This window comes from Herbaspirillum sp. GW822-FHT03A08 (genome assembly GCF_058801885.1).
On record NZ_JBXANR010000005.1, the window covers coordinates 12,385 to 36,553 of the forward strand.

At 57.2% G+C, this 24,169-nt stretch carries 25 protein-coding genes and 1 tRNA gene; 18 read left to right on the forward strand and 8 right to left on the reverse strand.

The window, feature by feature from the left end:
* Nucleotides 1-5 precede the first annotated feature (5 nt).
* A complete protein-coding gene (locus tag AC1RN6_RS16190; protein ID WP_493006474.1) occupies nucleotides 6-1,301 on the reverse strand; it encodes an amino acid deaminase in 1,296 nt (431 codons plus the stop codon).
* Nucleotides 1,302-1,466: 165 nt separating this feature from the next.
* Between AC1RN6_RS16190 and AC1RN6_RS16195 the strand changes: the two genes are divergently transcribed.
* The 4 genes from AC1RN6_RS16195 to AC1RN6_RS16210 all read left to right on the forward strand — a co-directional run bounded on the left by AC1RN6_RS16195 (nucleotide 1,467) and on the right by AC1RN6_RS16210 (nucleotide 5,733).
* Nucleotides 1,467-2,348 carry a MurR/RpiR family transcriptional regulator gene (locus AC1RN6_RS16195; protein ID WP_493006475.1) on the forward strand — a complete coding sequence of 294 codons (882 nt, stop codon included), beginning with the start codon at nucleotides 1,467-1,469 and terminating at the stop codon, nucleotides 2,346-2,348.
* A 1-nt stretch (nucleotide 2,349) separates the two neighbouring features.
* A complete protein-coding gene (locus AC1RN6_RS16200) occupies nucleotides 2,350-3,864 on the forward strand; it encodes an N-acyl-D-amino-acid deacylase family protein (protein WP_493006476.1) in 1,515 nt (504 codons plus the stop codon).
* Between the two features lie 76 nt (nucleotides 3,865-3,940).
* Complete coding sequence (locus AC1RN6_RS16205; RefSeq protein WP_050477773.1) at nucleotides 3,941-4,324, forward strand: RidA family protein; 384 nt, start codon at nucleotides 3,941-3,943, stop codon at nucleotides 4,322-4,324.
* A gap of 56 nt (nucleotides 4,325-4,380) precedes the next feature.
* The gene (locus AC1RN6_RS16210) at nucleotides 4,381-5,733 is read left to right on the forward strand and encodes a GntP family permease (protein WP_493006477.1); all 1,353 of its coding nucleotides are present in this window, start codon (nucleotides 4,381-4,383) and stop codon (nucleotides 5,731-5,733) included.
* A gap of 72 nt (nucleotides 5,734-5,805) precedes the next feature.
* On the opposite strand, the gene AC1RN6_RS16215 is transcribed toward AC1RN6_RS16210, so the two are convergent.
* Nucleotides 5,806-6,303, reverse strand: coding sequence for a hypothetical protein (locus tag AC1RN6_RS16215; protein ID WP_493006478.1), 498 nt, complete (start codon nucleotides 6,301-6,303; stop codon nucleotides 5,806-5,808).
* 190 nt (nucleotides 6,304-6,493) lie between these two features.
* Between AC1RN6_RS16215 and rpsO the strand changes: the two genes are divergently transcribed.
* The 3 genes from rpsO to AC1RN6_RS16230 all read left to right on the forward strand — a co-directional run bounded on the left by rpsO (nucleotide 6,494) and on the right by AC1RN6_RS16230 (nucleotide 10,799).
* Complete coding sequence (gene rpsO, locus AC1RN6_RS16220) at nucleotides 6,494-6,763, forward strand: 30S ribosomal protein S15 (RefSeq protein WP_007881925.1); 270 nt, start codon at nucleotides 6,494-6,496, stop codon at nucleotides 6,761-6,763.
* 311 nt (nucleotides 6,764-7,074) lie between these two features.
* On the forward strand, nucleotides 7,075-9,207 hold the full coding sequence (gene pnp / locus AC1RN6_RS16225; RefSeq protein WP_493006479.1) for a polyribonucleotide nucleotidyltransferase: 2,133 nt from the start codon (nucleotides 7,075-7,077) through the stop codon (nucleotides 9,205-9,207).
* Nucleotides 9,208-9,512: 305 nt separating this feature from the next.
* Nucleotides 9,513-10,799 carry an NAD(P)/FAD-dependent oxidoreductase gene (locus AC1RN6_RS16230; protein WP_493006480.1) on the forward strand — a complete coding sequence of 429 codons (1,287 nt, stop codon included), beginning with the start codon at nucleotides 9,513-9,515 and terminating at the stop codon, nucleotides 10,797-10,799.
* Nucleotides 10,800-10,865: 66 nt separating this feature from the next.
* Here AC1RN6_RS16230 and AC1RN6_RS16235 read toward each other — a convergent pair whose 3' ends face one another.
* From AC1RN6_RS16235 to pxpB, 6 genes are all read right to left on the reverse strand, one after another.
* The gene (locus AC1RN6_RS16235) at nucleotides 10,866-11,870 is read right to left on the reverse strand and encodes a DUF2891 domain-containing protein (protein ID WP_493006481.1); all 1,005 of its coding nucleotides are present in this window, start codon (nucleotides 11,868-11,870) and stop codon (nucleotides 10,866-10,868) included.
* A gap of 112 nt (nucleotides 11,871-11,982) precedes the next feature.
* Nucleotides 11,983-12,969: a DUF979 domain-containing protein gene (locus AC1RN6_RS16240; protein WP_493006482.1), complete on the reverse strand. Its 987-nt coding sequence runs from the start codon at nucleotides 12,967-12,969 to the stop codon at nucleotides 11,983-11,985.
* Entirely contained in the window at nucleotides 12,966-13,685 is a 720-nt protein-coding gene (locus AC1RN6_RS16245) for a DUF969 domain-containing protein (protein WP_493006483.1), read from the reverse strand. Before AC1RN6_RS16245 ends, AC1RN6_RS16240 begins: the two co-directional genes overlap by 4 nt.
* Nucleotides 13,686-13,781: 96 nt before the next feature.
* Nucleotides 13,782-14,522 (reverse strand): 5-oxoprolinase subunit PxpA, encoded by a 741-nt coding sequence (gene pxpA / locus AC1RN6_RS16250; RefSeq protein ID WP_493006484.1) that lies wholly within the window; start codon nucleotides 14,520-14,522, stop codon nucleotides 13,782-13,784.
* A gap of 50 nt (nucleotides 14,523-14,572) precedes the next feature.
* A complete protein-coding gene (locus tag AC1RN6_RS16255; protein ID WP_493006485.1) occupies nucleotides 14,573-15,583 on the reverse strand; it encodes a 5-oxoprolinase subunit C family protein in 1,011 nt (336 codons plus the stop codon).
* Nucleotides 15,580-16,233 (reverse strand): 5-oxoprolinase subunit PxpB, encoded by a 654-nt coding sequence (gene pxpB, locus AC1RN6_RS16260; RefSeq protein WP_493006486.1) that lies wholly within the window; start codon nucleotides 16,231-16,233, stop codon nucleotides 15,580-15,582. Before pxpB ends, AC1RN6_RS16255 begins: the two co-directional genes overlap by 4 nt.
* 155 nt (nucleotides 16,234-16,388) lie before the next feature.
* Here pxpB and AC1RN6_RS16265 point away from each other — a divergent pair, with 155 nt between their 5' ends.
* The 11 genes from AC1RN6_RS16265 (at nucleotide 16,389) to nuoF (ending at nucleotide 24,168) form a co-directional block, all read left to right on the forward strand.
* Entirely contained in the window at nucleotides 16,389-16,943 is a 555-nt protein-coding gene (locus AC1RN6_RS16265) for a winged helix DNA-binding protein (RefSeq protein WP_050477762.1), read from the forward strand.
* 45 nt (nucleotides 16,944-16,988) lie between these two features.
* Nucleotides 16,989-17,969: an NAD(P)H-quinone oxidoreductase gene (locus AC1RN6_RS16270; protein WP_493006487.1), complete on the forward strand. Its 981-nt coding sequence runs from the start codon at nucleotides 16,989-16,991 to the stop codon at nucleotides 17,967-17,969.
* A gap of 127 nt (nucleotides 17,970-18,096) precedes the next feature.
* On the forward strand, nucleotides 18,097-18,858 hold the full coding sequence (gene tpiA / locus AC1RN6_RS16275) for a triose-phosphate isomerase (protein ID WP_493006488.1): 762 nt from the start codon (nucleotides 18,097-18,099) through the stop codon (nucleotides 18,856-18,858).
* Between the two features lie 30 nt (nucleotides 18,859-18,888).
* A complete protein-coding gene (gene secG, locus AC1RN6_RS16280) occupies nucleotides 18,889-19,263 on the forward strand; it encodes a preprotein translocase subunit SecG (RefSeq protein WP_083444655.1) in 375 nt (124 codons plus the stop codon).
* A gap of 109 nt (nucleotides 19,264-19,372) precedes the next feature.
* Nucleotides 19,373-19,457 (forward strand) — tRNA-Leu (locus AC1RN6_RS16285).
* A gap of 117 nt (nucleotides 19,458-19,574) precedes the next feature.
* A complete protein-coding gene (locus AC1RN6_RS16290; RefSeq protein ID WP_050477760.1) occupies nucleotides 19,575-19,934 on the forward strand; it encodes an NADH-quinone oxidoreductase subunit A in 360 nt (119 codons plus the stop codon).
* A 3-nt stretch (nucleotides 19,935-19,937) separates the two neighbouring features.
* Nucleotides 19,938-20,414, forward strand: a complete 477-nt coding sequence (locus tag AC1RN6_RS16295; RefSeq protein WP_007881947.1) for a NuoB/complex I 20 kDa subunit family protein — start codon at nucleotides 19,938-19,940, stop codon at nucleotides 20,412-20,414.
* A 21-nt stretch (nucleotides 20,415-20,435) separates the two neighbouring features.
* Nucleotides 20,436-21,032 (forward strand): NADH-quinone oxidoreductase subunit C, encoded by a 597-nt coding sequence (locus tag AC1RN6_RS16300; RefSeq protein WP_050477759.1) that lies wholly within the window; start codon nucleotides 20,436-20,438, stop codon nucleotides 21,030-21,032.
* Complete coding sequence (locus tag AC1RN6_RS16305; RefSeq protein ID WP_050477758.1) at nucleotides 21,032-22,285, forward strand: NADH-quinone oxidoreductase subunit D; 1,254 nt, start codon at nucleotides 21,032-21,034, stop codon at nucleotides 22,283-22,285. Before AC1RN6_RS16300 ends, AC1RN6_RS16305 begins: the two co-directional genes overlap by 1 nt.
* A gap of 99 nt (nucleotides 22,286-22,384) precedes the next feature.
* Nucleotides 22,385-22,876 carry an NADH-quinone oxidoreductase subunit NuoE gene (gene nuoE, locus AC1RN6_RS16310; protein ID WP_493006489.1) on the forward strand — a complete coding sequence of 164 codons (492 nt, stop codon included), beginning with the start codon at nucleotides 22,385-22,387 and terminating at the stop codon, nucleotides 22,874-22,876.
* Nucleotides 22,873-24,168 (forward strand): NADH-quinone oxidoreductase subunit NuoF, encoded by a 1,296-nt coding sequence (nuoF, locus tag AC1RN6_RS16315; protein ID WP_050477756.1) that lies wholly within the window; start codon nucleotides 22,873-22,875, stop codon nucleotides 24,166-24,168. The genes nuoE and nuoF overlap by 4 nt, the downstream gene beginning before the upstream one ends.
* Nucleotide 24,169 lies beyond the last annotated feature (1 nt).

Consider the following 24,169-nt stretch of genomic DNA (forward strand, 5'->3'; position numbering starts at 1 on the left):
GTTGCTTAGAAAAAGGTTTGTACGACGTCGATGACGTTGAACTTGCCATCCAACACCGGCAGATGACGCCATTTGTCGAAAGTCAGGCAAGGATGGGAAATGTCGAAAGCGATCATGTCGCCGACCTTGATGTCGTCGCCCGCATTGATTTTCAGGTAGGCGTGCTGATCCATCATGCCCGTGACTTCCCAGTGCGATGGCGAGTCGATCGGCGCCGCATCCAGACCGGGGCGGAAGCGTTTTACCGGCAGCGGCAGACCGGCATCGAAGGCGGCGTCGCGTTTGCCGAGTGTGATGATGGCTTTGTCGGATTCGGGAATCGATTGCACGTAAGCCCATAGTTGCAACGCCGGCAGCAATTCGCTGCGCATTTTCTTTGCCACCGGATTGCGCGTCTGAATCTGCTCCTGTGCGGCGCGATAGACGCCGACGTCATGCGTCAGATAGCAGCCGGGACGCAGCACCACATCGAGCGGGACGCCGATGTCGGCGCCGGCGAATTCTTCGGCGACCACGTCATACCAGGCCGAGCCTGCACCGGTCAGCACCACCGGCTTTTGCGCCGAGCGATGGCTGAAATAGCCTTCGCGGGCCAGATCCCTGGCGCATTGGACCGCGCGTTGCAGGAACAGGCGGATGTCGGCTTCTTCTTTCAAGACACCTTCGTAGACTTCAATGCCGGACAGCGCGATGCTGCCTTCCCAGCGTTTGATCGCTGCCAGCACGGTGGCTTGCTGTTCGTTGTTGCGCACGCCCGTGCGGCCGCCGACAGGGCCGAGTTCCAGCAGCACGTTCAGAGTTTGCTTGCGCTCCGAGAAGAAACGGCCGAGTTGATCAACCAGGTCGGCCGAATCGACCAGGCAGAAGAATTCAAAGAATGGGTCTTCCAGCAGACGGGAAATGATGTTCATGTTTTGCTTGCCGACCAGCTGATTGGCCATCAGCACGCGGCGCACGCCGTGGTGATAGGCTACCTGTGTCTGATGCGCGGTCGCCAGCGTAATACCCCAGGCGCCGGTCGCCAGTTGGCGCGCAAACAGCTTGGGCGCCATGGTAGTCTTGCCGTGCGGCGCCAGCTTGACGCCGTATTCCGTGACGAAACGCTGCATCCAGTCCAGGTTGTGCGACAGGCGCTCTTCGTACAGTACTGCGGTCGGCAGGCTCAGGTCTTCTTTGAGGAGATTCCAGGGCAGGGCGTTGGCCGCGTTCGGCGCCAGCGGCGCTGTCAGGGTGCCGATACCCTTGTTGAGTGGATCGATGATGCCGCTTTGCCAAGTATTCTGGTAGTTTGTATCACTCATCTTGAATTTCTCCTCAAAAATTTGATTTGACGTAATGATAGTCCTGAATTTACTATGTTGGAAGTGTGTTATAAACTAACACGAAAAATTCTTTCACGCCCCATTCAAGCTTTGTAGAGCACCGTCGGGAAGCGTGGAGCCACCATCGAGACTTCATTCAACGCCATGGCACAAGCTTTTGACATTGTTTCACGCATTACTGAGCGTAGCGGACAATTGCGTCTGGCAGAGCAAAAAGTTGCCGAAGCGATTCTGAATGACTTGTCTACCGCCGCGAGCGCCAGCATCGGCGAGCTGGCGCAAAAAGCCGGCGTCAGCCTTGCCAGCGTGACGCGCTTTGCCAAAGCGATGGGATGCCGCGACGTGCGTGAATTCAAATTCATGCTGGCGCAGGCGGTTGCTGTCGGGCAGCGATTTTTTGATGGTGTTAAGACAATTCCTTCAGGGCAGCCTCCTGAACTTGCCGATGTGGTCTATAACGACATCCATGCGGTGCTCGAAGTCAATCGTGCCTTGCTCAATCCTGATGCGCTGCATCGTGCCGCCGAATTGCTGCGTGATGCGCGCATGATTTATTCCTTCGGCATGGGCGGCGGTTCCACCATGTTGTCGGATGAGGCGCGCTATCGTCTGGTACGCCTGGGGCGACCGGTGGCGACGTATCACGATGCACTATTGCAGCGAATGGTTGCCGCGACGCTGGACAAGAATGACGTGCTGCTGGTGTTTTCCACAACAGGCAACGTGCCTGAATTGCTCACCAACTGCGAGGTCGCCAAAGAGTACGGCGTCAAGATGATCGCCATCACCGCGCTGGGTTCGCCGCTGGCGGGCATGGTGGACGTGCTGCTGCCGATCAAGGCGCTGGAAACCGATTTTATTTTCAAGCCGTCTTCATCGCGCTACGCCATGATGATGACGCTGGACATGCTGGTGCTGGAACTGGCGCTGCTGCAAAAGGATCGTAGCCAGGAGCAGTTGCGACGCCTCAAATATGTACTCGACATGCATCGCGGCGGCGGTGACCGCCAGCCGCTCGGAGATTGATATGACTACCTCTACACATTCATTGCCTTCCACACCTGCGCAACATTGCGACACCCTGATTCGCAATGCTTTCCTGATCGATGGCAGCGGATCCGATCCGGTCGTTGCCGACGTCGCCGTTGTCGACGGCCGCATCGCCGCCATCGGCTGCCTCGAAGGCTGGCAAGCGGATAATGTGATCGATGCAGAAGGCAAGGTATTGAGCCCGGGTTTTATCGACGCGCACACGCACGACGACACCAACGTCATCCGCATGCCGGAGATGTTTCCGAAACTCTCCCAGGGCGTTACGACAGTCGTGGTCGGCAATTGCGGCATCAGCGCCGCACCGGTGACGCTCAAGGGCGATCCGCCGGATCCGATGAATCTGCTGGGGCAGTCGAGCGCATTTTCCTATCCGACATTTTCCAGCTACGTCGCAGCGATCGAAGCTGCGCAACCGTCTGTGAATGTGGCGGCGCTGATCGGCCATACGGCGCTGCGCAGCAATCATATGGATACTCTGGATCGCGCCGCGACCGATGCCGAAATCAAGGGCATGCGCGATCAACTGACCGAAGCGCTGGAGCATGGCGCGCTGGGCCTGAGCACCGGTCTGGCCTACGGCAACGCGATCAATGCGCCGACCGAAGAAGTGCTGGCGCTGGCAGAGCCGCTGGCGGAATACGGCGCCATGTACGCCACGCATCTGCGCAGTGAATTCGCTGACATTCTCGACGCCATGGATGAAGCCTTCCGCATCGGCAAGCATGCGCGTGTGCCGGTGGTGATTTCCCATCTCAAATGCGCCGGCGTAGAAAACTGGGGGCGCAGCAGCGAAGTGTTGGCCGCGCTTGAACAGGCCGAGAAACATCAGCACGTCGGTTGCGATTGCTATCCCTACACCGCAAGCTCGTCGACGCTGGACCTCAAACAAGTTACAGATACCTACGACATTCAGGTGACCTGGTCGGAGCCGCATCCTGAGCAGGGCGGCAAGCTGCTGGCCAGGATCGCAGAAGAATGGAAGGTCGACATGACCGAAGCCGCGCGTCGCCTGATGCCTGCAGGAGCCGTCTATCACTGCATGTCCGACGACGACGTCAACCGTATTCTGCGCCATCCGTCGACCGTGATCGGCTCCGATGGTCTGCCCAACGACCCTTTGCCGCATCCACGCTTGTGGGGAGCTTTCCCGCGCGTGTTGGGCTACTACAGCCGCGAGCAGCAATTGTTCTCGCTTGCTGTGGCGGTCCGCAAGATGACCGGTTTATCGGCCTCGCGTTTCGGCCTGAGCGATCGCGGGCTGGTCAAGGAAGGCTATTGGGCTGACCTGGTGTTGTTCGATGCGACCACGATTCGCGACGCCGCAACGTTCACCGATCCCATGCAGCCTGCACACGGTATCGAAGCGGTCTGGGTCAACGGGGTGCTGTCGTATCGCGGCGAAGACAAGAAGGCAACCGGTCAGCGCGCAGGGCGTTTCCTCGCGCGCAAACGTATGCCAGCGGATGCAGCAGAAGCCGCGGCAAGTTAATTCATTGCAACGCCGGAGCGGGGCAATCAATATGAACCTGCCGCGCACCGGATCATTTATCTGAAGGAGTTACACAATGAGCATCAAACGATATGGCGTCGACGGCGGCACCGGTACCGGCGGTCAGCATCTGCCTTTTGCACGTGCAGTGGAAGCGGACGGCTGGCTGTACGTCTCCGGCCAGGTGGCCATGGTCAACGGCGAAGTGATCGACGGCGGCATCGTCGCGCAATCGCACCAGGCGATCAAGAACGTTCTGGCAATCCTCAAGGAAGCCGGCTACGGTCCTGAGCACGTCGTGCGTTGCGGCGTCTGGCTGGACGATACCCGCGATTTCCAATCGTTCAACAAGGTCTTCAAGGAATACTTCGGCGCCAACCCGCCGGCGCGCGCCTGCGTGCAATCGGCCATGGTAGTGGATTGCAAGGTTGAAGTGGATTGCGTGGCGTTCAAGCGTTGATTTGCACGTTGATCACCTAGTTGAGTAACACCCTGGTTGGGGTGAGGAGACCAAAAATGGAAGCAGTACAAGGAAGTATGTTGTTGATCTACGCGCTGGTCGCGGTGATCGCATTGATCGTGTTGATCGCCAAGTTCAAGATGAATCCTTTCATCGTCCTGATCGTGGTGTCGCTGATCCTGGGTTTGTCCGTCGGCATGCCGATGGGGGCTATCGTCAAGTCGTTTGAAACCGGCGTCGGCAATACGCTGGGGCACATCGCGCTGGTGGTCGGCCTGGGTACTATGCTGGGCAAGATGATGGCGGAGTCGGGCGGTGCAGAGCGCATCGCCACCACCATGATCAATGCCTTTGGTGAAAAGAACGTTCACTGGGCGATGATGGTAGTGGCTTTCATCGTCGGCTTGCCGGTGTTCTTTGAAGTCGGTTTCGTGCTGCTGATTCCGATCGCGTTCAACGTCGCCAAGCGTACCGGTACGTCGATGGTGCTGGTCGGTATTCCGATGGTGGCGGGTTTGTCCGTGGTGCACGGCCTGATTCCTCCGCATCCTGCGGCGCTGCTGGCAGTGACTGCTTATAACGCGGATATCGGTCGTACGATTCTGTACGCGCTGATCGTCGGTATCCCGACCGCAATCATCGCCGGCCCGATCTTCGGCAAGCTGATGTCCAAGGTGGTGATCCCTAATCCGGATAATCCGCTGATCGGCCAGTTCGTCGATCAAGGCGGCGCTAAGCGCGAACTGCCGGGTTTCGGCATCACATTGTTCACCATCCTGTTGCCGGTGGCACTGATGTTGATCGGCAGCTGGGCGGACTTGTTCTTTACGCCCAAGACGTTTGCCAATGACTTCCTGCGTCTGATCGGCAACTCGGTGATCGCACTGCTGATTGCAACACTGGTCAGTTTCTACACCTTCGGCAAGATGCGCGGTTTCAATCGTGATGCCATTCTCAAGTTCACCAATGAATGTCTGGGCCCGATTGCCAGTATCACTTTGGTGGTGGGCGCGGGTGCCGGTTTCGGCCGTATCCTGATGGATGGCGGTGTTTCCAAGGCCATCGTCGGCATCGCTACCGATGCGCACTTGTCGCCGTTGCTGTTGGGTTGGTTTGTCGCGGCGCTGATTCGTGTGGCGACCGGTTCGGCAACCGTGGCAATGACAACTGCTTGCGGCATCGTGGCGCCGATTGTGATGGCGGGTGGCGGCGCTCGTCCCGAGCTGATGGTGTTGGCGACCGGCGCCGGTTCGCTGATTTTGTCGCACGTGAATGACGGAGGTTTCTGGCTGGTCAAGGAGTACTTCAACATGACCGTGCCGCAGACCTTCAAGACCTGGACCGTGTGCGAAACGCTCATTTCGGTGCTGGCCTTGCTGTTCACACTGGCATTGGCAACCGTGATCTGATTTGTTCTGTTTTCTTCCGGACAAGAAAAAAGCCGCTTTTCGAAGCGGCTTTTTTTATGCAGAGAGGAGCACTCAGAAGCGCATGCGGCTGTCGTCGTAACGCGGATCGGGGCCATTCTCGACTTTGCGGACGATGCCCTGGGCATCGAAGTAGACGGTCATCTGCGAGTTCCAGACGCCGCTTTCCTTGAAGCCGTAATTCCATGCCTCAAAAGGAATGCGCGCATAACGCGTCACTTCGGTCGGGCGGCCCACCAGGCGGAGCACATCGTTCTTGCTCGCCTGATCTACCTTGATCGAACGGAAGTTCTCAATGGTCCAGACTTGTTGGTAAGAAATTAACTTCCCGTCCGGGCCGATGCGCGCCATGTAACTGTACTGCCCGAAAGCGCCGGCAGCGTATTCCAGCAGGTGAGTATTGCCGTCGGGATACACGCCCGTCGGCTGGCCGAGGCGCGCGACGACTTGCTGTTCCGTGTCGCCCGGATTGACCGGCGGCGCGAGCAGGGAGGCACAACCGCTCAAAGACAGGGCAGCTGCGGCTAAAACGGGGAAAAGGAGGCGTTTCATAAACAATTGGAGAGAAGTTTGCGGAAATAATTTCCCGGAAGGACTCTGATTCTACGCTTTTCCGGTAAGTATTTGAATCTGCTGATCTTTTGCTATATACTTGCGCCTCTGGTCATTTCGGCCAGTTTTTTAATTGTTAGTCACGGTATGTAGGGTAAACACTCCGCACACCGCTTGTGAAAGGTATAGCATGTCGATCGAAAAAGCAGCCAAGGCTGCCATTATTACTGATAACGCCCGTGGTCAAAACGACACCGGCTCCCCGGAAGTTCAAGTTGCGCTGCTGACAGCACGCATCAACGACCTGAACGGTCACTTCAAAGAACACAGCAAGGATCACCACTCCCGTCGTGGTCTGATCAAGATGGTTAACCGTCGTAAGAGCCTGTTGTCCTACCTCAAGGGCAAGGACGCCGACCGTTACCGCGCACTGATCGAAAAACTCGGTCTGCGTAAGTAATCTTGTTCCCTCGTACCATTCCGGTTCAGGGTTCATAGCCAAAATGCCTGCGTCAGTTTCTGACGCGGGCATTTTGTTTTTTGCGATTCCGCTTTTGCCTGGATGTTGATGTTTTCGCGGTTCGCAAAACTTCTTTGCAGTACCGCGATCCCATCCAATGATCGTGATTCGTAAGGTGTCTTGCAGCGGCTTTGTTTTGCCGGTGACGGACATCTGTGGTGAGGTGAACGACAGCGCCTGAAAATCTGTCGGCAAAAAAGAACCCCCGCCAAGCAAGGCAACGCAGGGGTTCAATATAGAAAGGAAATACCGTGTTTAATAAAGTTACTAAAACCTTCCAGTATGGACAACACCAGGTCACGCTGGAAACCGGCGAAATCGCTCGCCAGGCTTCCGGTGCAGTCGTCGTTTCGATTGAAGACACTGTTGTGCTGGCAACGGTCGTGGCACGCAAAGATGCCAAGCCAGGTCAGGACTTTTTCCCATTAACCGTCGATTACATTGAAAAGACGTACGCTGCGGGTCGTATCCCCGGCGGCTTTTTCAAACGCGAAGGCAAGCCATCCGAAAAGGAAACACTGACATCGCGCCTGATCGATCGCCCGATTCGTCCCCTGTTCCCTGAAGGCTACCTGAACGAAGTGCAGGTGATCATTCACGTTCTGTCCGTCAATCCAGAAATCGATCCTGACATCGCTGCGATGATCGGCGCGTCGGCTGCATTGTCGATCGCAGGTATCCCGTTCAACGGCCCGGTCGGCGCCGCACGCGTCGGTTACATCGACGGTCAGTACGTCCTGAACCCGACTGCAACGCAATTGAAGACTTCGCAGCTGGATCTGGTCGTCGCCGGCACAGAAACAGCCGTGTTGATGGTCGAATCGGAAGCGCAGCAATTGTCCGAAGAAATCATGCTGGGCGCGGTCGTGTTCGGTCACGATCAATCGAAGGCTGTCATCAACGCTATCCACGAACTGGTGCGTGACGGCGGCAAGCCGGAAATTCAATGGACTGCTCCTGCAAAGAATGAACCGCTGATCGCACGCGTCACCGAACTGGCTGACGGCAAGCTGCGCGAAGCCTATCAGACCAAGGACAAGCAAGCCCGTACCGAAAAACTGAAGACCGTGACTTCCGAAGTCAACGCAGCGCTGGCAGCAGATGCCGCAGCAGCGGGCACATCGGCAGCGGATTCCGCAGAAGTTGGCGGCATCCTGTTCGATCTGGAAGCCAAGATCGTCCGTTCGCAGATCCTGGACGGCGAGCCACGTATCGACGGCCGCGACACACGTACCGTACGTCCGATCACCATCCGCACCGGCGTGCTGCCACGCACTCACGGTTCGGCACTGTTCACCCGCGGTGAAACACAGGCGCTGGTTATCGCCACCCTGGGTACTGCACGCGATGAACAAAAGATCGACGCACTGATGGGCGAATACTCGGACCGCTTCATGCTCCACTACAACATGCCTCCGTTCGCTACCGGCGAAACCGGCCGCGTTGGTACGCCAAAGCGCCGCGAAATCGGTCACGGCCGTCTGGCCAAGCGCGCGTTGATCGCTGCATTGCCGCCAGCTGAAGAGTTCAGCTACTCGGTACGTCTGGTGTCGGAAATCACTGAATCCAACGGTTCCTCGTCGATGGCTTCGGTCTGCGGCGGCTGCCTGGCACTGATGGATGCCGGCGTGCCGATGCAATCGCACGTTGCCGGTATCGCCATGGGCCTGATCAAGGAAGGCAACAAGTTCGCCGTCCTGACAGACATCCTGGGCGATGAAGATCACCTCGGCGACATGGACTTCAAAGTGGCGGGTACTGCCAACGGCATTACCGCACTGCAAATGGATATCAAGATCCAGGGCATCACCAAGGAAATCATGCAGGTCGCACTGGAGCAAGCCAAGGAAGGCCGCGTGCACATCCTGGGCAAGATGCAGGAAGCCGTTCCAGCCGGCAAGGCAGAACTGTCCGACTTCGCACCGCGTCTGATCACCATCAAGATCAATCCGGAAAAAATCCGTGACGTGATCGGCAAGGGCGGCGCCGTCATTCGCGCACTGACCGAAGAAACAGGCACCCAGATCGACATCAGCGACGAAGGCGTGGTCACCATCGCTTCCGTCGACGCTGCTGCAGGCCAAGAAGCCAAACGCCGTATCGAAGAACTGACCGCTTCCGTTGAAGTCGGCAAGATCTACGAAGGTACCGTGTTGAAGTTGCTGGACTTCGGTGCGATCGTTCAGGTCCTGCCAGGTAAAGACGGCCTGCTGCACATCAGCCAGATCGCCAACGAGCGTGTCAACGCTGTTGCCGATTACCTGAAGGAAGGTCAGCAAGTCCGTGTCAAGGTTCTGGAAACCGATGACCGCGGTCGCCTGAAACTGTCGATGAAGGCAGCGCAAGAAGGTACGGAAGCGCCTGCTGCGCAAGACGCGCAGTAATACCTGAGCAGATGCAGGCTATGCCTCATCTGCCGGATGCACTGAAGTAATAACGAATCCTCCGGGGCGAAAGCCCCGGGGGATTTTGTTTTTTGCGGAATATCTGCGTAGCGTATTTGTCGGAGAGTGGCGCAAGCGGCTGTCGGCGATACACCGATTTGTGTCTGTACACCTTGTCCGAAACGCTAACTGGCATTAGGCTGATCCCTGTTCTTTTGAGACAATGCGGATGTCATCGCAGAATGACTGGGAAATAATCAGGACGATTGAGGAGCACCATTTCATCAGAATCTGAAAGGAGTCCCATGCCTCACGTGATCATCATCGGATGCGGTTTCGGCGGACTTGCCGCCGCACGCGAACTCGCCGATGCCAAGGTCGACATCACCATCATCGATCGCAGCAATCACCATCTTTTTCAGCCTCTGTTGTACCAGGTGGCGACAGCAGGGCTGTCGGCGCCTGCCATCAGCGCACCCATACGCAGCATCCTCGCGACACAGCGCAATCTCACCAGTCTGATGGCTGCGGTCAGCAAGATCGATGTCGCGCGTAAAACGGTTGCACTGGAAGACGGCAGCGAGATTGCCTACGACTATCTGATCGTGGCGGCAGGATCTACGCACAGTTATTTTGGTCACGATGAATGGGCACCCCTGGCGCCGGGTCTGAAAACACTTGCCGATGCTTTCGACATCCGTCGCCGCATCCTCATGGCGTTTGAACGTGCCGAGCGCGAAGCCGACCCGGTGCGCCGCGCAGAGTGGCTGACTTTCACCGTCATCGGAGCCGGAGCCACCGGTGTGGAAATGGCCGGCACGCTCATTGAGATCGCGCGTCACACCTTGCGCGGCGAATTCCGGCGCATCGATCCACAGCAGGCAAAAGTGGTCTTGCTGGAGGGCTCGGAACGTGTGCTCGGCGCCTATCCGGCAGATTTGTCCGAGAAGGCGAGAGCGCAATTGGTCAAGCTGGGCGTTGACGTGCGCACCGGCAGCCGCGTCACGCATATCGATGAAGAGTGCGTGCGCTATACCGATCAAAGCGGTGAGCAGCGATTGGCCTCCCGTACTGTCATCTGGTCCGCGGGCGTGGCGGCATCGCCTTTGGGAAAATCGCTCAACGTGCCGCTTGACCGAGCCGGGCGCGTGATCATCGGCAATGAATTGTCGATCCCGGATCATCCGGAAGTGTTCGTCATCGGCGACCTTGCCGCTGTCACATCAGACGGTAAGCCGGTCCCGGGCGTGTCGCCTGCTGCGAAGCAGATGGGACGCGTCGCCGCACGCAACATCATCAACCGGATCGGCAGCAAGCCACTCGAGAATTTCGTCTATCAGGATTACGGTTCGCTCGCGACAATCGGTCGCAAGGCGGCGGTGGCGATGGTCGGCAACTTCAAGTTCTCCGGCTATTCGGCGTGGCTGTTCTGGTTGTTCGTGCACGTCTATTTTTTGATCGGTTTCCGCAATCGCTTGATGGTCATGACCGACTGGGCATGGGCGTATCTGACGTTCAAGCGTAGTGCACGCGTGATCTCCAACGCGATTGATACACCTGTGGAAAAGCCAGACGACGCGCCAAGCCAGTAAGATTTTCTATCGGAATAAAAAAGGCCGTCATCTGCGCCGGCCTTTTTTGCGTCTGAAGGAAAAGACTCAACCTTCCAGCGCCAACAGAGCGAAGCTGGCCAGCCAGTGGCCGCCGCTGTAGTGGCTGCCGACAACGTGGTCGAGGCTGGCTTGCAGATGCCGCTGCACGGCGCCCGCCAGCGCAGCTTGTGCCGGATGATCGGAGGGCAGGTGGCGGGCAATATGCTTCATGCTCCACGCGCGGCTCAGATTGAGGCCGTCGAGGTGAGCAATCTTTGGATCGGTGCGGTCACTGACCTGGGCAGGCTGCATCAGCCGGTCGATCTTGTCGATCTGCGGCAGGAACTTGCTGAACCATGCCGGGTAGGCCGTCGCATCCAACACCTTGCTCATCAACAGCGCTTCGGTCAGTGCTGCGGAAATGTATTCGTCGCCGCCTGGTTCGTAGTGCGCCGGATAGTCGACGTCGTTGCTGTAGTAGCGTTGCGAGGCTTGCACGATGGCGGTTTCAAGTTCGGTGTCTTTTGCCGCACGTGCATAGTCAATCGCCAACGCCAGCGCAAACGCCGTGTTGTAGTGGGTGCCGACGCGAATCGGGTAGGTCAGCTTGCCCAGATATTCCAGCAGGCGCTTGCGGATCTCCAGCGTCAGCGGCTGCATGGCGGCGTGCCAGATAGCTGCGCGCGGGTGCGGCGATTCGGCCAGTTCCTGCGCCAGTCCGAGGATCCAGCCGAAGCCGTAAGGACGTTCGAAAGAAGCTCGTCCGCCGACCTGGAAGTAGGCGGTTTCCTGCGCCATCAGTTCCGGCGTGAAGTGCTCGTCGAATATCGCGGTGATCTTGTCCAGTGTCGGCAAGGACGGATACAGCTTCGCGCAGCGCAGCAGCAGCCAGTAGCCATGGACGGCCGAATGCCAGTCATAGCAGCCGTAAAACACCGGATGCAAGGCGCGTGGCGACAAGACGTCGCCGGCGTTGTTGAGCACGTGCATGATGTGATTGGGATACTCCTGGCGGAGGTAGGCCAGCGGCATCTCGGTGTATGCGGCGGCCAGTTCGATAGTGAGTTGCATGAGATTTTTTCCGATTTTCAGATCAGTGCGGCAGCGCGTATTTTTGCCATTTTGCGGCCGATGCAGAAAGCATCGGCCGCAACACGCATGAGCGAAACAATTAATGAAATAACTAGCGGAACACAATGAAATACATCAGCAGGATATTCGCCGCCAGCAAGGTAAGGCCAGTAGGGATTTGCACCTTGATGACCTGATACTTGTCCTTGAGTTCCAGCAGCGCCGCCGGCACGATGTTGTAGTTGGCGGCCATCGGCGTCATCAGTGTGCCGCAATAACCTGCCAGCATGCCGATGGTAACCAGCGGTGCAGGATCTGCGTGCTGCCCGACGATGATGAAGGGCAGGGCGATGCCGGCGGTCATGACCGGGAACGCCGCGAAGGCGTTACCCATGATCATCGTGAAGAGCGCCATGCCGACACAGTAAATAACAATCAGCATGAACCGATTTTCAGGATTGACGAACAGGCCGACAACCTGCTGCACCGATTTGCCGGTTTGCGCTGCGACGAAGACGCCGCCGAGCATCGCCAGCATCTGCGGCAGAACCGCGGCCCAGCCGATGGCGTCGAGCAGGCGGCGGGATTCGCGCACGGCATGCAATGGTGTGCCGCCGGTCAGTTTCCATCCTGCCAGGATGGCGCAGATACAGCCGACGCACAATGCCGCCAGCGTCAGTTGCTTCTGGTCGAGTATGTACACGCCGCCAATAGCTACGCCCTTGAGCAGGATTGTGCACAACACCGTCACGACGGGAATCAGGATGGCCGGCACAAAGATCCAGTTACCGTACTGATTGGCCGATGCCTGACGTTGCTCAGCGCTGCGCTGCTTGTAAGTACCGATGGAGAGCAGGCCAAAACCGGCAATCAGTGAAATCAGGATGACCACGACGCCGATGATGCGGTAAGCAAGCGGCTTCCCCAGTGAGGAAACCAGCAAGTCGCTGAACAGGAATACCGCGCCGAACAGGAACCAGAACAGGGCGGTAGTCAGGCGTTTCGGGTTGCCTTTGTCGCGCAATGTCATGCCGACCAGCAGCATGACGATAACGCCGATGAGATAGTAGATTTCGTTGATTGTGATGAGGGTATTCATGCTGTCACCTCTTGTCCTTCAGACTTCTTCCACGCGTTGACATCGCGCTGAATCCCTGCATCGAGACGCACCAGGCGGAACATATGAATAGCCAGTGCCGCAATCGCGGTTGGAATGGCCCACAAGCCGAGATGTAAAGGCTCGACGTTGGTGATGCCGTTTTCCTTGAGGAAGGCGTCTATCAACAGCACCGCGCCGAAGGCGAGGAAAATGTCTTCGCCGAAAAACACGGCGATGTTGTCACAGGCAGCAGAGTGCGCGCGCAGTTTGTCGCGGATGTGCTGCGGCAAGTCGCCATAGCGAGCTGTCGCCGCACCTTCGACCATGGGCGCTAGCAGGGGCCGCACGGTTTGTGCCTGGCCGCCGATATAGGTCAGACCGAGTGCGCCAAACACCTGGCGCAGGATGAAGTACAGCATCAGAATACGAGCGGACGTCGCGCTGGCCATGCTGGAAATCCAGTCTTGTGCGCGCTCCTTCAGGCCGTAACTTTCCAGCAGACCGATAATCGGCAGGATGAGGACATAGACGGCCAGCGAACGGCTATTGATGAATTTTTCGCCGAAGGTTTCCAGCAGCATGCCGAAATCCATGCCGACGGCAAGGCCGGTGGCAAGGCCGGCGACGGTGACGACCAACAGCGGATTGAAGCGGAATGCGAAGCCTGCAACGACGATCGGAATCCCGATCAACGGTAGCAAAATCGAGCTATCCATGGACTATCTCCCAGTAAGGATGGTTGTTGTTAATGAACTGCGTACGACGAATTAAAAAGCGGTAAAACGAGAATCAGAGAGCAATGAAAGACAAACTCAGGACGGTGCGCGAACGGCGATGTGCTCGATGCTCAGGCGCGCGCGGATCTGGCGTGCAAATTCCAACGCATGCGCGCCGTCGCCGTGCAGGCAGACAGTTTGCGCATTGACCTTGACGACGCTGCCGTCGAGGGCGGTGACTTGTTTGTCCTTGACCAGTGAAATCGTCTGCGTGATGGCCTGTGCTTCATCCTCGATCATGGCGCCGGGCAGGGTGCGGCTGACCAGACTGCCGTCGGCGTTATAGGCGCGGTCGGCGAAGACTTCTTCGATAGCCGTCAGGTCAGCTTGTTTTGCGGCGGTGATGAGCTCGCTGCCGGCCAGGCCGAACAGGGCAAGTTCAGGATTGAAGGTGCGCACGGCGGCGCAGATGGCGCTGGCCAGCACGGCGTCTTTTGCAGCCTGGTTATACAGCGCACCGTGCGGTTTGACATGCACCATGCGGCCGCCTTCTGCACGTACGATGGCATCCAGCGCACCCAATTGATACAGCATGCCGCTGATGATTTCTTCCGTCGGCAATTGCATGGCGCTGCGGCCGAAATTCTCGCGGTCGGGAAAGCTGGGATGTGCACCGATGGCGACATGGTTCTGTATTGCCCAGCGCACGCTCTGGCGCATGGTGTTGGCATCGCCGGCATGCCAGCCACAGGCGATATTGGCCGAGCTGACGAGTGTCAGCAGCATTTCATCGTTGTCGCAACCTTCTCCGAGGTCTGCATTGAGGTCGATTTGCATGGTCTTGCATACTCCTTCTGTCTCGTTGGTACCGCGATTCTTGTTGTTTCTTACTTCTTGTATTCGGTGGCGCGCGACCAGTCGAGGGCGGCGAGCGTTTGTCGGATGCTGTCCAGATAAGCTTGCTGTTCCTCCCAGGCAAGCAAGGCCTGTTCCAGATCGCAAGGCTGCAATTGCAATTGCGCATTCAACGGCGCTTGCGCCAGCTTCCACATGTCGGCTTGAATGACAACGCCAATCTTCGGATAGCCGCCGGTGGTTTGCGCATCGCCCATCAGGATGATCGGCTGACCAGATGGCGGCACCTGAATCACACCCGGCACAACGCCATGCGACAGCAGGTCGCGGCTTTGCTTGCGCTTGAGTTCTGGACCTTCGAGGCGGTAACCCATGCGATTGCTGTTGGGGGTGATGCGCCATTTGTCCAGCCACAACGCATTCTTCGACGCGACCGTGAATTGTTCAAATTCAGGGCCAGGCAAAACACGCAGATGAATCAGTTTGCTGCTGTCTTGTGTCTGCGTGCCGACGCCGCTCCATGCCGGCGAACGTACGCCGAAAGCCGGACCGGCGACTGCCAAGGCCGAGGGGCCTTGCGGCAGGCGATCGCCTTTGCGCAAGGCTCGTCCTTCATGGCCGCCGAAGTTGGCTTTCAAATCAGTGCTGCGCGAGCCGAGAACTTCTGCCACGTCGATGCCGCCGGCGACGGCCAGATAGCTTCGCATGCCTTGCGTGGCGTTGGGGCCGGCATGCGCCAGCTTCAGGATTTGCCCGGCGTGCACCGGTACACTCCAGTATGGCGTGATTGATTTGCCATCGAGCCGGGCATCGAAGTCATCGCCGCCGAGTGCAATGCGCGTATCCGCGGTGAAGCGCATTTCGCAGGCGCCCATCGTTATTTCAAGACCTGCCGCATCCATCGGGTTGCCGACCAGCAGATTGGCGGCGCTCAAGGCGAGGCTGTTCAGCGCGCCGCCGGGATTGATGCCGAGCTGGCGGTGTCCGGGGCGACCGAGGTCCTGCACTGAAGTGAGAATGCCGGGTTGGAGGATTTCTATCATTTGGCGATCCGTTCCACGGTGAAGTGCACGCGGTCACCCGGTCGCAACAAGGTTGGCGGCGTTTGCGCGGGATCGAACAGCGAAACGGATGTGCGGCCCAGTAGTTGCCAGCCGCCGGGTGAGGCGAGCGGATAAATGCCGGTCTGCTCGCCGCCGACGCCGACCGACCCGGCCGGGATCGACAGGCGGGGCTCGTCGCGGCGCGGCGTCGCCAGTGCAGGCTCAAGTCCGCCCATATAGGCAAAGCCCGGCATGAAGCCGATGAAGTAGACGACGTACTCGCCGCCGCTATGGCGGGCAATGACTTCTTTGGTGGACAAGCCGGTGTGGCGGGCTACGACGTCAAGATCCGGGCCGTCAGCGCCGCCATAGACGACAGGAATCTCGATTTCGCGTCCGGCGACGTGACTGACGTCAATCCGGGGCCAGATTTCCAGGATACGCCGGGAAACGATGTCCATGTCCGCAACGGGACGGCGGAGGATCAGGGTCAGATTGTTCATGCCGGGCACCACTTCGCTGACTTCCGGCCAGCTTGCAGCCTGTTCGGCAATGCTCCAGATGCGTTGCTGGTGGGGCAGTGTGGCGGGAGGCGGTAAATTGCACAGCAATGCGCCGTCGCCCAGGAAGTGAATTTGCGGTTGAATCATTGTCATCCAGATTGTGCAGAGGCTTAAGCGCCTTCATTGTTCTCGCGGATCATACATTTACAGCAAGGTATAAACAATATGTCGATAAATTATTTATTTGGGATTGCTATATAGTAGCGGCGTTGTACGAAAATCTTCTCGATAGAAAATAGCTTATGAATGAAAAATCCCTGGAAATCACGCCGGAGAATGCCGTGACCAAAAAATCCCCGACCAAAATCGTCTCCTCGAATCACCTTGTTTCCGAGCGCAGCGCTGAGCTGTCAGAACTCGAATATGCCCTGATCATGGCCGGAAACGCCTTCAACCGCTGGATGATGCGTTGCATGCTGGCTGCCGGTGCAAAAGACATGACCGCGATCGAGGTCTCTTTGTTGCATCACGTGAATCACCGTGAACGAAAGAAGAAACTTGCCGATATTTGCTTTGTCCTGAATATTGAGGATACCCACGTTGTGACTTATGCGCTGAAGAAATTGGTCAAGGCAGGCTACGTGAAGAGCGAAAAAGCAGGCAAGGAGTTGCTGTTTTCGACCACGGAAGAAGGGCAGGAGTTGTGCATGAAGTATAAGGAAGTGCGCGAACGCTGCCTGATTGAAGTGCAGGTCGACAGCGGTATTCAGAACCAGGCCATCGGCGAGGCGGCGCAATTGCTGCGTAGCGCTTCAGGCTTGTACGACACGGCGGCGCGTGCTGCGGCCTCACTCTGACGCTGAAATCGCTGGCGGTATGCCGGCAAGGTAAAAAGGATGGATATGAAGGCAATCGAAATCACCGAGTTTGGCGCTCCTGAAGTACTGCAGTTGTGCGAGCGGCCCATGCCGGAACTGAAGAGCGGCGAGGTGTTGATCAAGGTACATGCCGCCGGCGTGAATCGTCCGGATGTCTTTCAGCGGCAGGGTAATTATCCGGTGCCGCCTGGCGCTTCGGATTTGCCGGGATTGGAAGTGGCGGGCGAAATTGTCGACGGCGATCTCGGCGACAGCGGCTTCCGCAAGGGCGATCTGGTGTGTGCGCTGGTGCAGGGTGGCGGTTACGCCGAATATTGCGCCGCGCCGCTTGCGCAATGCCTGCCGGTGCCTGCTGGATTGACGGCTTTGCAGGCTGCCGCTTTGCCCGAGACGTTCTTTACTGTATGGAGCAATGTGTTTGAACGGGCGCACTTGTCGCCGGGCGAGACCTTGTTGGTGCAGGGCGGCAGTTCCGGCATCGGCGTGACGGCCATTCAGATTGCGACTGCCCTGGGGCATCGGGTCTTTGCTACGGCGGGCTCGGACGACAAATGCCGCGCCTGTGAAGAGCTGGGTGCTGAATTGGGCATCAACTACCGCACGGAAGATTTCGAAGAAGTCGTCAAAACCGCGACAGACGGACGCGGCGTCGACGTCATTCTGGATATGGTCGGCGGCGATTACCTGCCGCGTGAAATAAAGACCCTGGCGGATGACGGCCGGCTTGTCGTGATCGCCTTGCTGGGCGGCGCCAAAGGACAGTTGGATCTTAGCCAGATCCTGCGCCGCCGCCTGACGGTGACGGGCTCCACGTTGCGCCCGCGTCCGGTCGAGTTCAAGGCTTACATCGCCGCACAATTGAAAGAACGCGTGTGGCCGCTGCTGGCCGCCGGTAAAGTGAAGCCGGTGATCTACAAGACTTTCCCGCTGGAGCAGGCTGCGCAGGCGCATGCACTGATGGAGTCGAGCGCCCATGTCGGCAAAATCATGCTGACAGTGAGCTGAAACGGTCTCCGGCAGGCCCCGGCAGGCTTTTCAAGCGGCAGATCTGGTGGATAAATACCGGGCTATTGGTTTGACCGGGTTTGCCGCGGCGCGATAGAATGCGGGGTTATTCAAAATACTCACTCTTATGCGCCGTAAATTAGTTGCCGGTAACTGGAAGATGAATGGCGGTCTGGCCGCCAATGCGGCGCTGGTCGCTGACGTAAAAACAGGCCTTGCCGCTGCAGGCGCGCAGGCTGATGTTGCCGTTTGTGTGCCTTCGCCATATCTGGCGCAAGTGCAGGCGGCTGTAGAAGGTTCAGCTTTGGCGTTGGGTGCGCAGGATGTTTCGGCACATGCCAACGGCGCTTATACCGGTGAAGTGTCGGGCGCAATGCTGGCGGAGTTCGCATGCAAGTACGCGATCGTCGGCCATTCCGAGCGCCGTGCTTATCACGGTGAAACGGACAGCGTCGTTGCAGCAAAGGCGGCTGCGGCGCTGAAGTCAGGTTTGACGCCGATCGTCTGTGTCGGCGAAACGCTGGCCGAACGCGAAGCCGGCCAGACCGATGCAGTCGTAGGGCGTCAGATTGATGCGGTGTTGGCCGTGTTGGAAGTAGCGGATGTCGAAAAGATCGTGGTCGCTTATGAGCCGGTCTGGGCAATCGGCACCGGAAAGACGGCAACGCCTGAGATGGCCCAGGATGTCCACGCGAAACTGCGCGGCAAATTGTCGGTCAAGAGTGCGGCGGCGGCCGTCAAGGTGCAAATCTTGTATGGTGGTAGCATGAAGCCAGATAACGCAAAAGAATTGCTGGCCATGTCGGATATCGACGGTGGTCTCATTGGTGGTGCGGCCTTGAAGGCGGCGGATTTCCTGGCGATTGTCCAGGCCGCCCAAGGTAACTGATCGTTGTTGTTTTAAATTGAAGATGGCTATATGAATACTTTATTTACTGTTATTGTTGTGATTCAAGTGCTGGCGGCGCTGACAATCATTGGTCTGGTGTTGCTGCAGCACGGCAAAGGGGCTGATATGGGGGCTGCTTTCGGTTCCGGCGCGTCGGGTAGTTTGTTCGGCGCCACCGGTTCTTCCAACTTCTTGTCCAAGTCGACTGGCGTCGCAGCTGCGGTCTTTTTTATCGCAACGCTCGCGCTGGCTTTTGTCGGTAATCACCACGTCTCGCAAAGTGGCGGCGTCATGGACAATTTGCCAGCTCCGGCAGCTGCAATTCCGGCAACGCCAGCTGCATCGGGTGCTCCGGCGGCAGCACCTGCGAATCCTGCAGATCAATCAAATCAGATTCCGAAATAATCTTTTGCGCAGAGTGTAATAATGCGCAAAACTTAAAGCAGTTTATGAAGTTTTAGTGTGATTGTGCATTGAACAAGAGCATCAAAACGGGTTACAATTGCAGTCTCAAGCCGACGTGGTGAAATTGGTAGACACGCTATCTTGAGGGGGTAGTGGCGAAAGCTGTACGAGTTCGAGTCTCGTCGTCGGCACCATTGAAATATCTAGAAAAGCCAGCAAAGGACAAAATCCTGAGCTGGCTTTTTGACGAGGGAAAAGCTGTTTGATATTGAGAATCATTCCGCTAATTATCAACAAACCTGCGCCTAATCGTGAACCTCGAAAATTACTTTCCAGTTCTATTGTTTATCCTAATCGGCATCGCTGTTGGTGTCGCTCCTCAGTTACTAGGTCGTTTGCTTGGTCCCCACAGGCCTGATGCGCAAAAGACCTCTCCATACGAATGCGGATTCGAGGCTTTTGAAGATGCGCGCATGAAGTTCGATGTGCGTTATTACCTCGTCGCCATTCTGTTTATTCTGTTCGATCTCGAAACTGCATTTTTCTTCCCTTGGGGCGTTTCCATGCGCGACTTGGGCTGGTCTGGCTACATGACGATGATGGTGTTCATCGCCGAATTTGTTGTCGGTTTTTGGTACATCTGGAAAAAGGGTGCCCTGGATTGGGAGTGAGCCATGTCAATTGAAGGCGTATTAAACGAAGGGTTTGTTACCACCTCGCTGGATAAGGTAATCAACTGGACCCGTACCGGCTCTTTGTGGCCGATGACATTTGGTCTGGCTTGCTGTGCGGTTGAAATGATGCACGCTGGCGCATCGCGTTACGATCTGGATCGTTTTGGCGCGGTGTTCCGTCCGTCGCCACGTCAGTCCGATCTGATGATCGTGGCCGGCACGCTGTGCAACAAGATGGCGCCGGCATTGCGCAAGGTGTACGACCAGATGGCCGAGCCGCGCTGGGTGATTTCGATGGGTTCCTGTGCCAACGGCGGTGGTTATTACCACTACTCGTATTCCGTTGTGCGCGGTTGCGATCGCATCGTGCCGGTGGACGTGTATGTGCCAGGTTGCCCACCAACAGCGGAAGCGCTGCTGTATGGCGTGATCCAGCTGCAAAACAAGATCAAGCGTACCAATACCATTGCGCGCTAAGAAGAGAGTGGAAGGGTCAGAATGACGACAAAATTGGAAACTCTCGAAGCTGCCTTGCGCAATGCGCTTGGGGGGTATCTTCAGAATTTGACAGTGGCTTTGGGCGAGATCACGATCGTGGTCAAGCAAGCCGATTACCTGTCGGCGATGCGCGTTCTGCGCGACCACGCCGACACCCGTTTCGAAGAACTGATCGACCTGTGTGGCGTGGATTACTCCACATACGGTGATGGCGTCTGGGAAGGTCCGCGTTTTGCGGTGGTTTCCCATCTGCTGTCGATCAGCCACAACTGGCGCGTCCGCGTCCGTGTTTTCGCTCCTGATGACGAATTGCCGCTGGTGGCGTCGGTGACCGGTATCTGGTCTTCCGCCAACTGGTATGAACGAGAAGCCTTTGATTTCTTCGGCATTTTGTTCGATGGGCACGACGACTTGCGCCGTATTCTGACTGACTACGGCTTCATCGGTCACCCGTTCCGCAAAGACTTCCCTGTGTCGGGCTATGTCGAAATGCGTTACGACGCTGAGCAAAAACGCGTGGTTTATCAACCCGTAACGATTGAGCCGCGTGAAATCACCCCGCGCGTTATTCGTGAAGAAAACTACGGGATTAAATAATGGCTGAAATCAAGAATTACACGCTGAACTTTGGTCCTCAGCACCCGGCTGCACACGGTGTGTTGCGTCTTGTGCTGGAGCTGGACGGTGAAGTTATTCAGCGTGCCGACCCGCACATCGGTCTGCTGCATCGCGCGACTGAAAAGCTGGCTGAACAAAAAACCTATCTGCAATCGGTTCCTTACATGGATCGTCTCGACTACGTGTCGATGATGTGTAACGAACACGCCTACGTCATGGCGATCGAAAAGCTGCTCGGCATTGACGTGCCGATGCGTGCTCAGTACATCCGCGTGATGTTCGACGAAATCACCCGTCTGCTGAATCACCTGATGTGGATCGGCGCACACGGTCTGGACGTCGGCGCGATGGGCGTTCTGCTGTATGCCTTCCGTGAACGTGAAGATCTGATGGATTGCTACGAAGCCGTGTCCGGCGCACGTATGCACGCTGCCTACTATCGTCCGGGCGGCGTCTACCGTGATCTGCCGGATACCATGCCGCAGTACAAGGCATCTATCGTTCGCAACGACAAGGCAATCAAGCAACTCAATGAAAATCGCCAGGGCTCGATGCTGGACTTCATTGAAGACTTCACCAACCGCTTCCCGAAATACGTCGACGAGTACGAAACACTGCTGACCGATAACCGTATCTGGAAGCAGCGTCTGGTCGGCGTCGGCGTGGTCTCGCCTGAGCGCGCGCTGGCAATGGGCTTCACCGGACCGATGCTGCGTGGTTCGGGTATCGAATGGGATCTGCGCAAGAAGCAACCGTATGAAGTCTACGATCTGCTCGACTTCGATATCCCGGTCGGCAAAAACGGCGACTGTTATGACCGCTATCTGGTGCGCGTGGAAGAAATGCGCCAATCCAACCGCATCATCAAGCAATGCGTTGAATGGCTGCGTAACAACCCGGGTCCGGTCATTATCGACAACCACAAGATTGCGCCTCCGCCACGTATGGACATGAAGTCCAACATGGAAGATCTGATTCACCACTTCAAGTTGTTCACCGAAGGCTTCCACGTGCCTCCGGGTGAAACGTATGCCGCGGTTGAGCATCCGAAGGGCGAGTTCGGTATCTATCTGGTGTCCGACGGCGCCAACAAGCCATACCGTATGAAGATTCGCGCGCCTGGTTATGCGCATTTGTCGAGTCTGAACGAGATGGCCAAGGGTCACATGATTGCCGATGCGGTAACCATCATCGGTACGCAAGACATTGTGTTTGGTGAAATCGACCGATAACCGGTGAAGTAAGCCGGTCAGTGGATGTTTTTTAAAACCCATTAGGTTCTGGGGAATATCCGATAAACCCGCGCGGGTTCTCAAAAACCATGCGCACGGATGGCCAACGATATGCTGTTAAGTCAAGACGCTCTAAAGAAAATCGATCGCGAACTCGCGAAATATCCTGCGGATCAACGCCAGTCTGCGGTCATGTCCGCGCTGCGCATCGCCCAGGATGAACACGGCTGGCTGCCTGCCGAGCTGCAACAGGAAATCGCCGACTACATCGGTATGCCTGCTGTCGCGGTGCAGGAAGTCGCTACGTTCTACAACATGTACAACACCAGTCCGCAGGGTAAGCACAAGATCACGGTTTGCACTAATCTGCCGTGTTTGCTGTCGGGCGGCGAGCGCGCTGCGCATCATCTGAAGCACAAGCTTGGCGTGGGCTACAAGGAAACCACGGCTGACGGTCAGTTCACGATCGTCGAAGGCGAATGCATGGGCGCTTGCGGCGACGCACCTGTCATGCTGGTCAATAACCACCGCATGTGCAGCTGGATGTCGAACGACAAGATCGACGCGCTGCTGGAGGAACTGAAGAAATGACTTGTCTGCACGATCGTCATATCAAACCGCTGATTCTGGCGGATCTGGATGGCCAGAACTGGCACCTGGCGGATTACGTCAAGCGCGGCGGCTACGAGTCGCTCAAGCGCATCCTCGCTGAAAACATCACTCCTGAACAAGTTATCGCCGAACTCAAGTCGTCTGGCTTGCGTGGTCGCGGCGGTGCAGGTTTTCCGACCGGCCTGAAGTGGAGCTTCATGCCGCGTCAGTTCCCAGGCCAAAAATATCTGGTCTGTAACAGCGACGAAGGCGAACCGGGCACATTCAAGGATCGCGACATCATTCGCTACAACCCGCACGCACTGATCGAAGGCATGATCATCGGCGGTTACGCAATGGGCATCACGGTCGGTTACAACTACATTCACGGCGAAATCTTCGACGCATATCTGCGTTTTGAAGAAGCGCTGGAAGAGGCGCGCGCAGCCGGTTTCCTGGGCGATAACATCCTCGGCACCAATTTCAGCTTCCAGTTGCATGGTCACCATGGTTATGGCGCCTACATCTGCGGCGAAGAAACTGCGCTGCTGGAGTCGCTCGAAGGCAAGAAGGGGCAGCCGCGTTTCAAGCCGCCGTTCCCTGCCAGCTTCGGCCTGTACGGCAAGCCGACCACGATCAACAACACCGAAACATTCGCGGCTGTTCCGTTCATCTTCAAGATCGGCGCGCAAGCGTATGCCGACATCGGCAAGCCGAACAACGGCGGCACCAAGATCTTCTCGATCTCGGGCGACGTCGAACGTCCTGGCAACTACGAAATTCCGCTCGGCACGCCATTCTCCACGTTGCTGGAACTGGCTGGCGGCATGCGTGGCGGCAAGAAGATCAAGGCGGTCATCCCAGGCGGTTCGTCCGCTCCGGTGATCCGCGGCGACGTCATGATGGAAACCACCATGGATTACGATGCCATCGCCAAGGCCGGCTCGATGCTGGGTTCGGGCGCGGTCATCGTGATGGATGAAACACGTTGCATGGTCAAGTCGCTGCTGCGCCTGGCTTATTTCTACTACGAAGAGTCCTGCGGTCAATGTACGCCATGCCGTGAAGGCACAGGCTGGATGTACCGCATGGTCGAACGTATCGAAAACGGTCACGGCAAGCTGGAAGATCTCGATGTGCTGAATTCGGTTGCCGACAACATTCAGGGCCGCACCATCTGCGCGCTGGGTGATGCGGCGGCGATGCCGGTACGTGCGTTCATCAAGAATTTCCGTGAAGAATTTGAGTATCACATCGAGCACAAACACTGCTCGGTGCCAGCTTATATCTGAT

Bases quoted from the DNA above. Each gene is read 5' to 3' on its own strand.
- AC1RN6_RS16190 (WP_493006474.1), bottom strand. From the start codon at position 1,301: ATGAGTGATACAAACTACCAGAATACTTGGCAAAGCGGCATCATCGAT.
- AC1RN6_RS16195 (WP_493006475.1), top strand. From the start codon at position 1,467: ATGGCACAAGCTTTTGACATTGTTTCACGCATTACTGAGCGTAGCGGA.
- AC1RN6_RS16200 (WP_493006476.1), top strand. From the start codon at position 2,350: ATGACTACCTCTACACATTCATTGCCTTCCACACCTGCGCAACATTGC.
- AC1RN6_RS16205 (WP_050477773.1), top strand. From the start codon at position 3,941: ATGAGCATCAAACGATATGGCGTCGACGGCGGCACCGGTACCGGCGGT.
- AC1RN6_RS16210 (WP_493006477.1), top strand. From the start codon at position 4,381: ATGGAAGCAGTACAAGGAAGTATGTTGTTGATCTACGCGCTGGTCGCG.
- AC1RN6_RS16215 (WP_493006478.1), bottom strand. From the start codon at position 6,303: ATGAAACGCCTCCTTTTCCCCGTTTTAGCCGCAGCTGCCCTGTCTTTG.
- rpsO (WP_007881925.1), top strand. From the start codon at position 6,494: ATGTCGATCGAAAAAGCAGCCAAGGCTGCCATTATTACTGATAACGCC.
- AC1RN6_RS16230 (WP_493006480.1), top strand. From the start codon at position 9,513: ATGCCTCACGTGATCATCATCGGATGCGGTTTCGGCGGACTTGCCGCC.
- AC1RN6_RS16235 (WP_493006481.1), bottom strand. From the start codon at position 11,870: ATGCAACTCACTATCGAACTGGCCGCCGCATACACCGAGATGCCGCTG.
- AC1RN6_RS16240 (WP_493006482.1), bottom strand. From the start codon at position 12,969: ATGAATACCCTCATCACAATCAACGAAATCTACTATCTCATCGGCGTT.
- AC1RN6_RS16245 (WP_493006483.1), bottom strand. From the start codon at position 13,685: ATGGATAGCTCGATTTTGCTACCGTTGATCGGGATTCCGATCGTCGTT.
- pxpA (WP_493006484.1), bottom strand. From the start codon at position 14,522: ATGCAAATCGACCTCAATGCAGACCTCGGAGAAGGTTGCGACAACGAT.
- AC1RN6_RS16255 (WP_493006485.1), bottom strand. From the start codon at position 15,583: ATGATAGAAATCCTCCAACCCGGCATTCTCACTTCAGTGCAGGACCTC.
- pxpB (WP_493006486.1), bottom strand. From the start codon at position 16,233: ATGATTCAACCGCAAATTCACTTCCTGGGCGACGGCGCATTGCTGTGC.
- AC1RN6_RS16265 (WP_050477762.1), top strand. From the start codon at position 16,389: ATGAATGAAAAATCCCTGGAAATCACGCCGGAGAATGCCGTGACCAAA.
- AC1RN6_RS16270 (WP_493006487.1), top strand. From the start codon at position 16,989: ATGAAGGCAATCGAAATCACCGAGTTTGGCGCTCCTGAAGTACTGCAG.
- tpiA (WP_493006488.1), top strand. From the start codon at position 18,097: ATGCGCCGTAAATTAGTTGCCGGTAACTGGAAGATGAATGGCGGTCTG.
- secG (WP_083444655.1), top strand. From the start codon at position 18,889: ATGAATACTTTATTTACTGTTATTGTTGTGATTCAAGTGCTGGCGGCG.
- AC1RN6_RS16295 (WP_007881947.1), top strand. From the start codon at position 19,938: ATGTCAATTGAAGGCGTATTAAACGAAGGGTTTGTTACCACCTCGCTG.
- AC1RN6_RS16300 (WP_050477759.1), top strand. From the start codon at position 20,436: ATGACGACAAAATTGGAAACTCTCGAAGCTGCCTTGCGCAATGCGCTT.
- AC1RN6_RS16305 (WP_050477758.1), top strand. From the start codon at position 21,032: ATGGCTGAAATCAAGAATTACACGCTGAACTTTGGTCCTCAGCACCCG.
- nuoE (WP_493006489.1), top strand. From the start codon at position 22,385: ATGGCCAACGATATGCTGTTAAGTCAAGACGCTCTAAAGAAAATCGAT.
- nuoF (WP_050477756.1), top strand. From the start codon at position 22,873: ATGACTTGTCTGCACGATCGTCATATCAAACCGCTGATTCTGGCGGAT.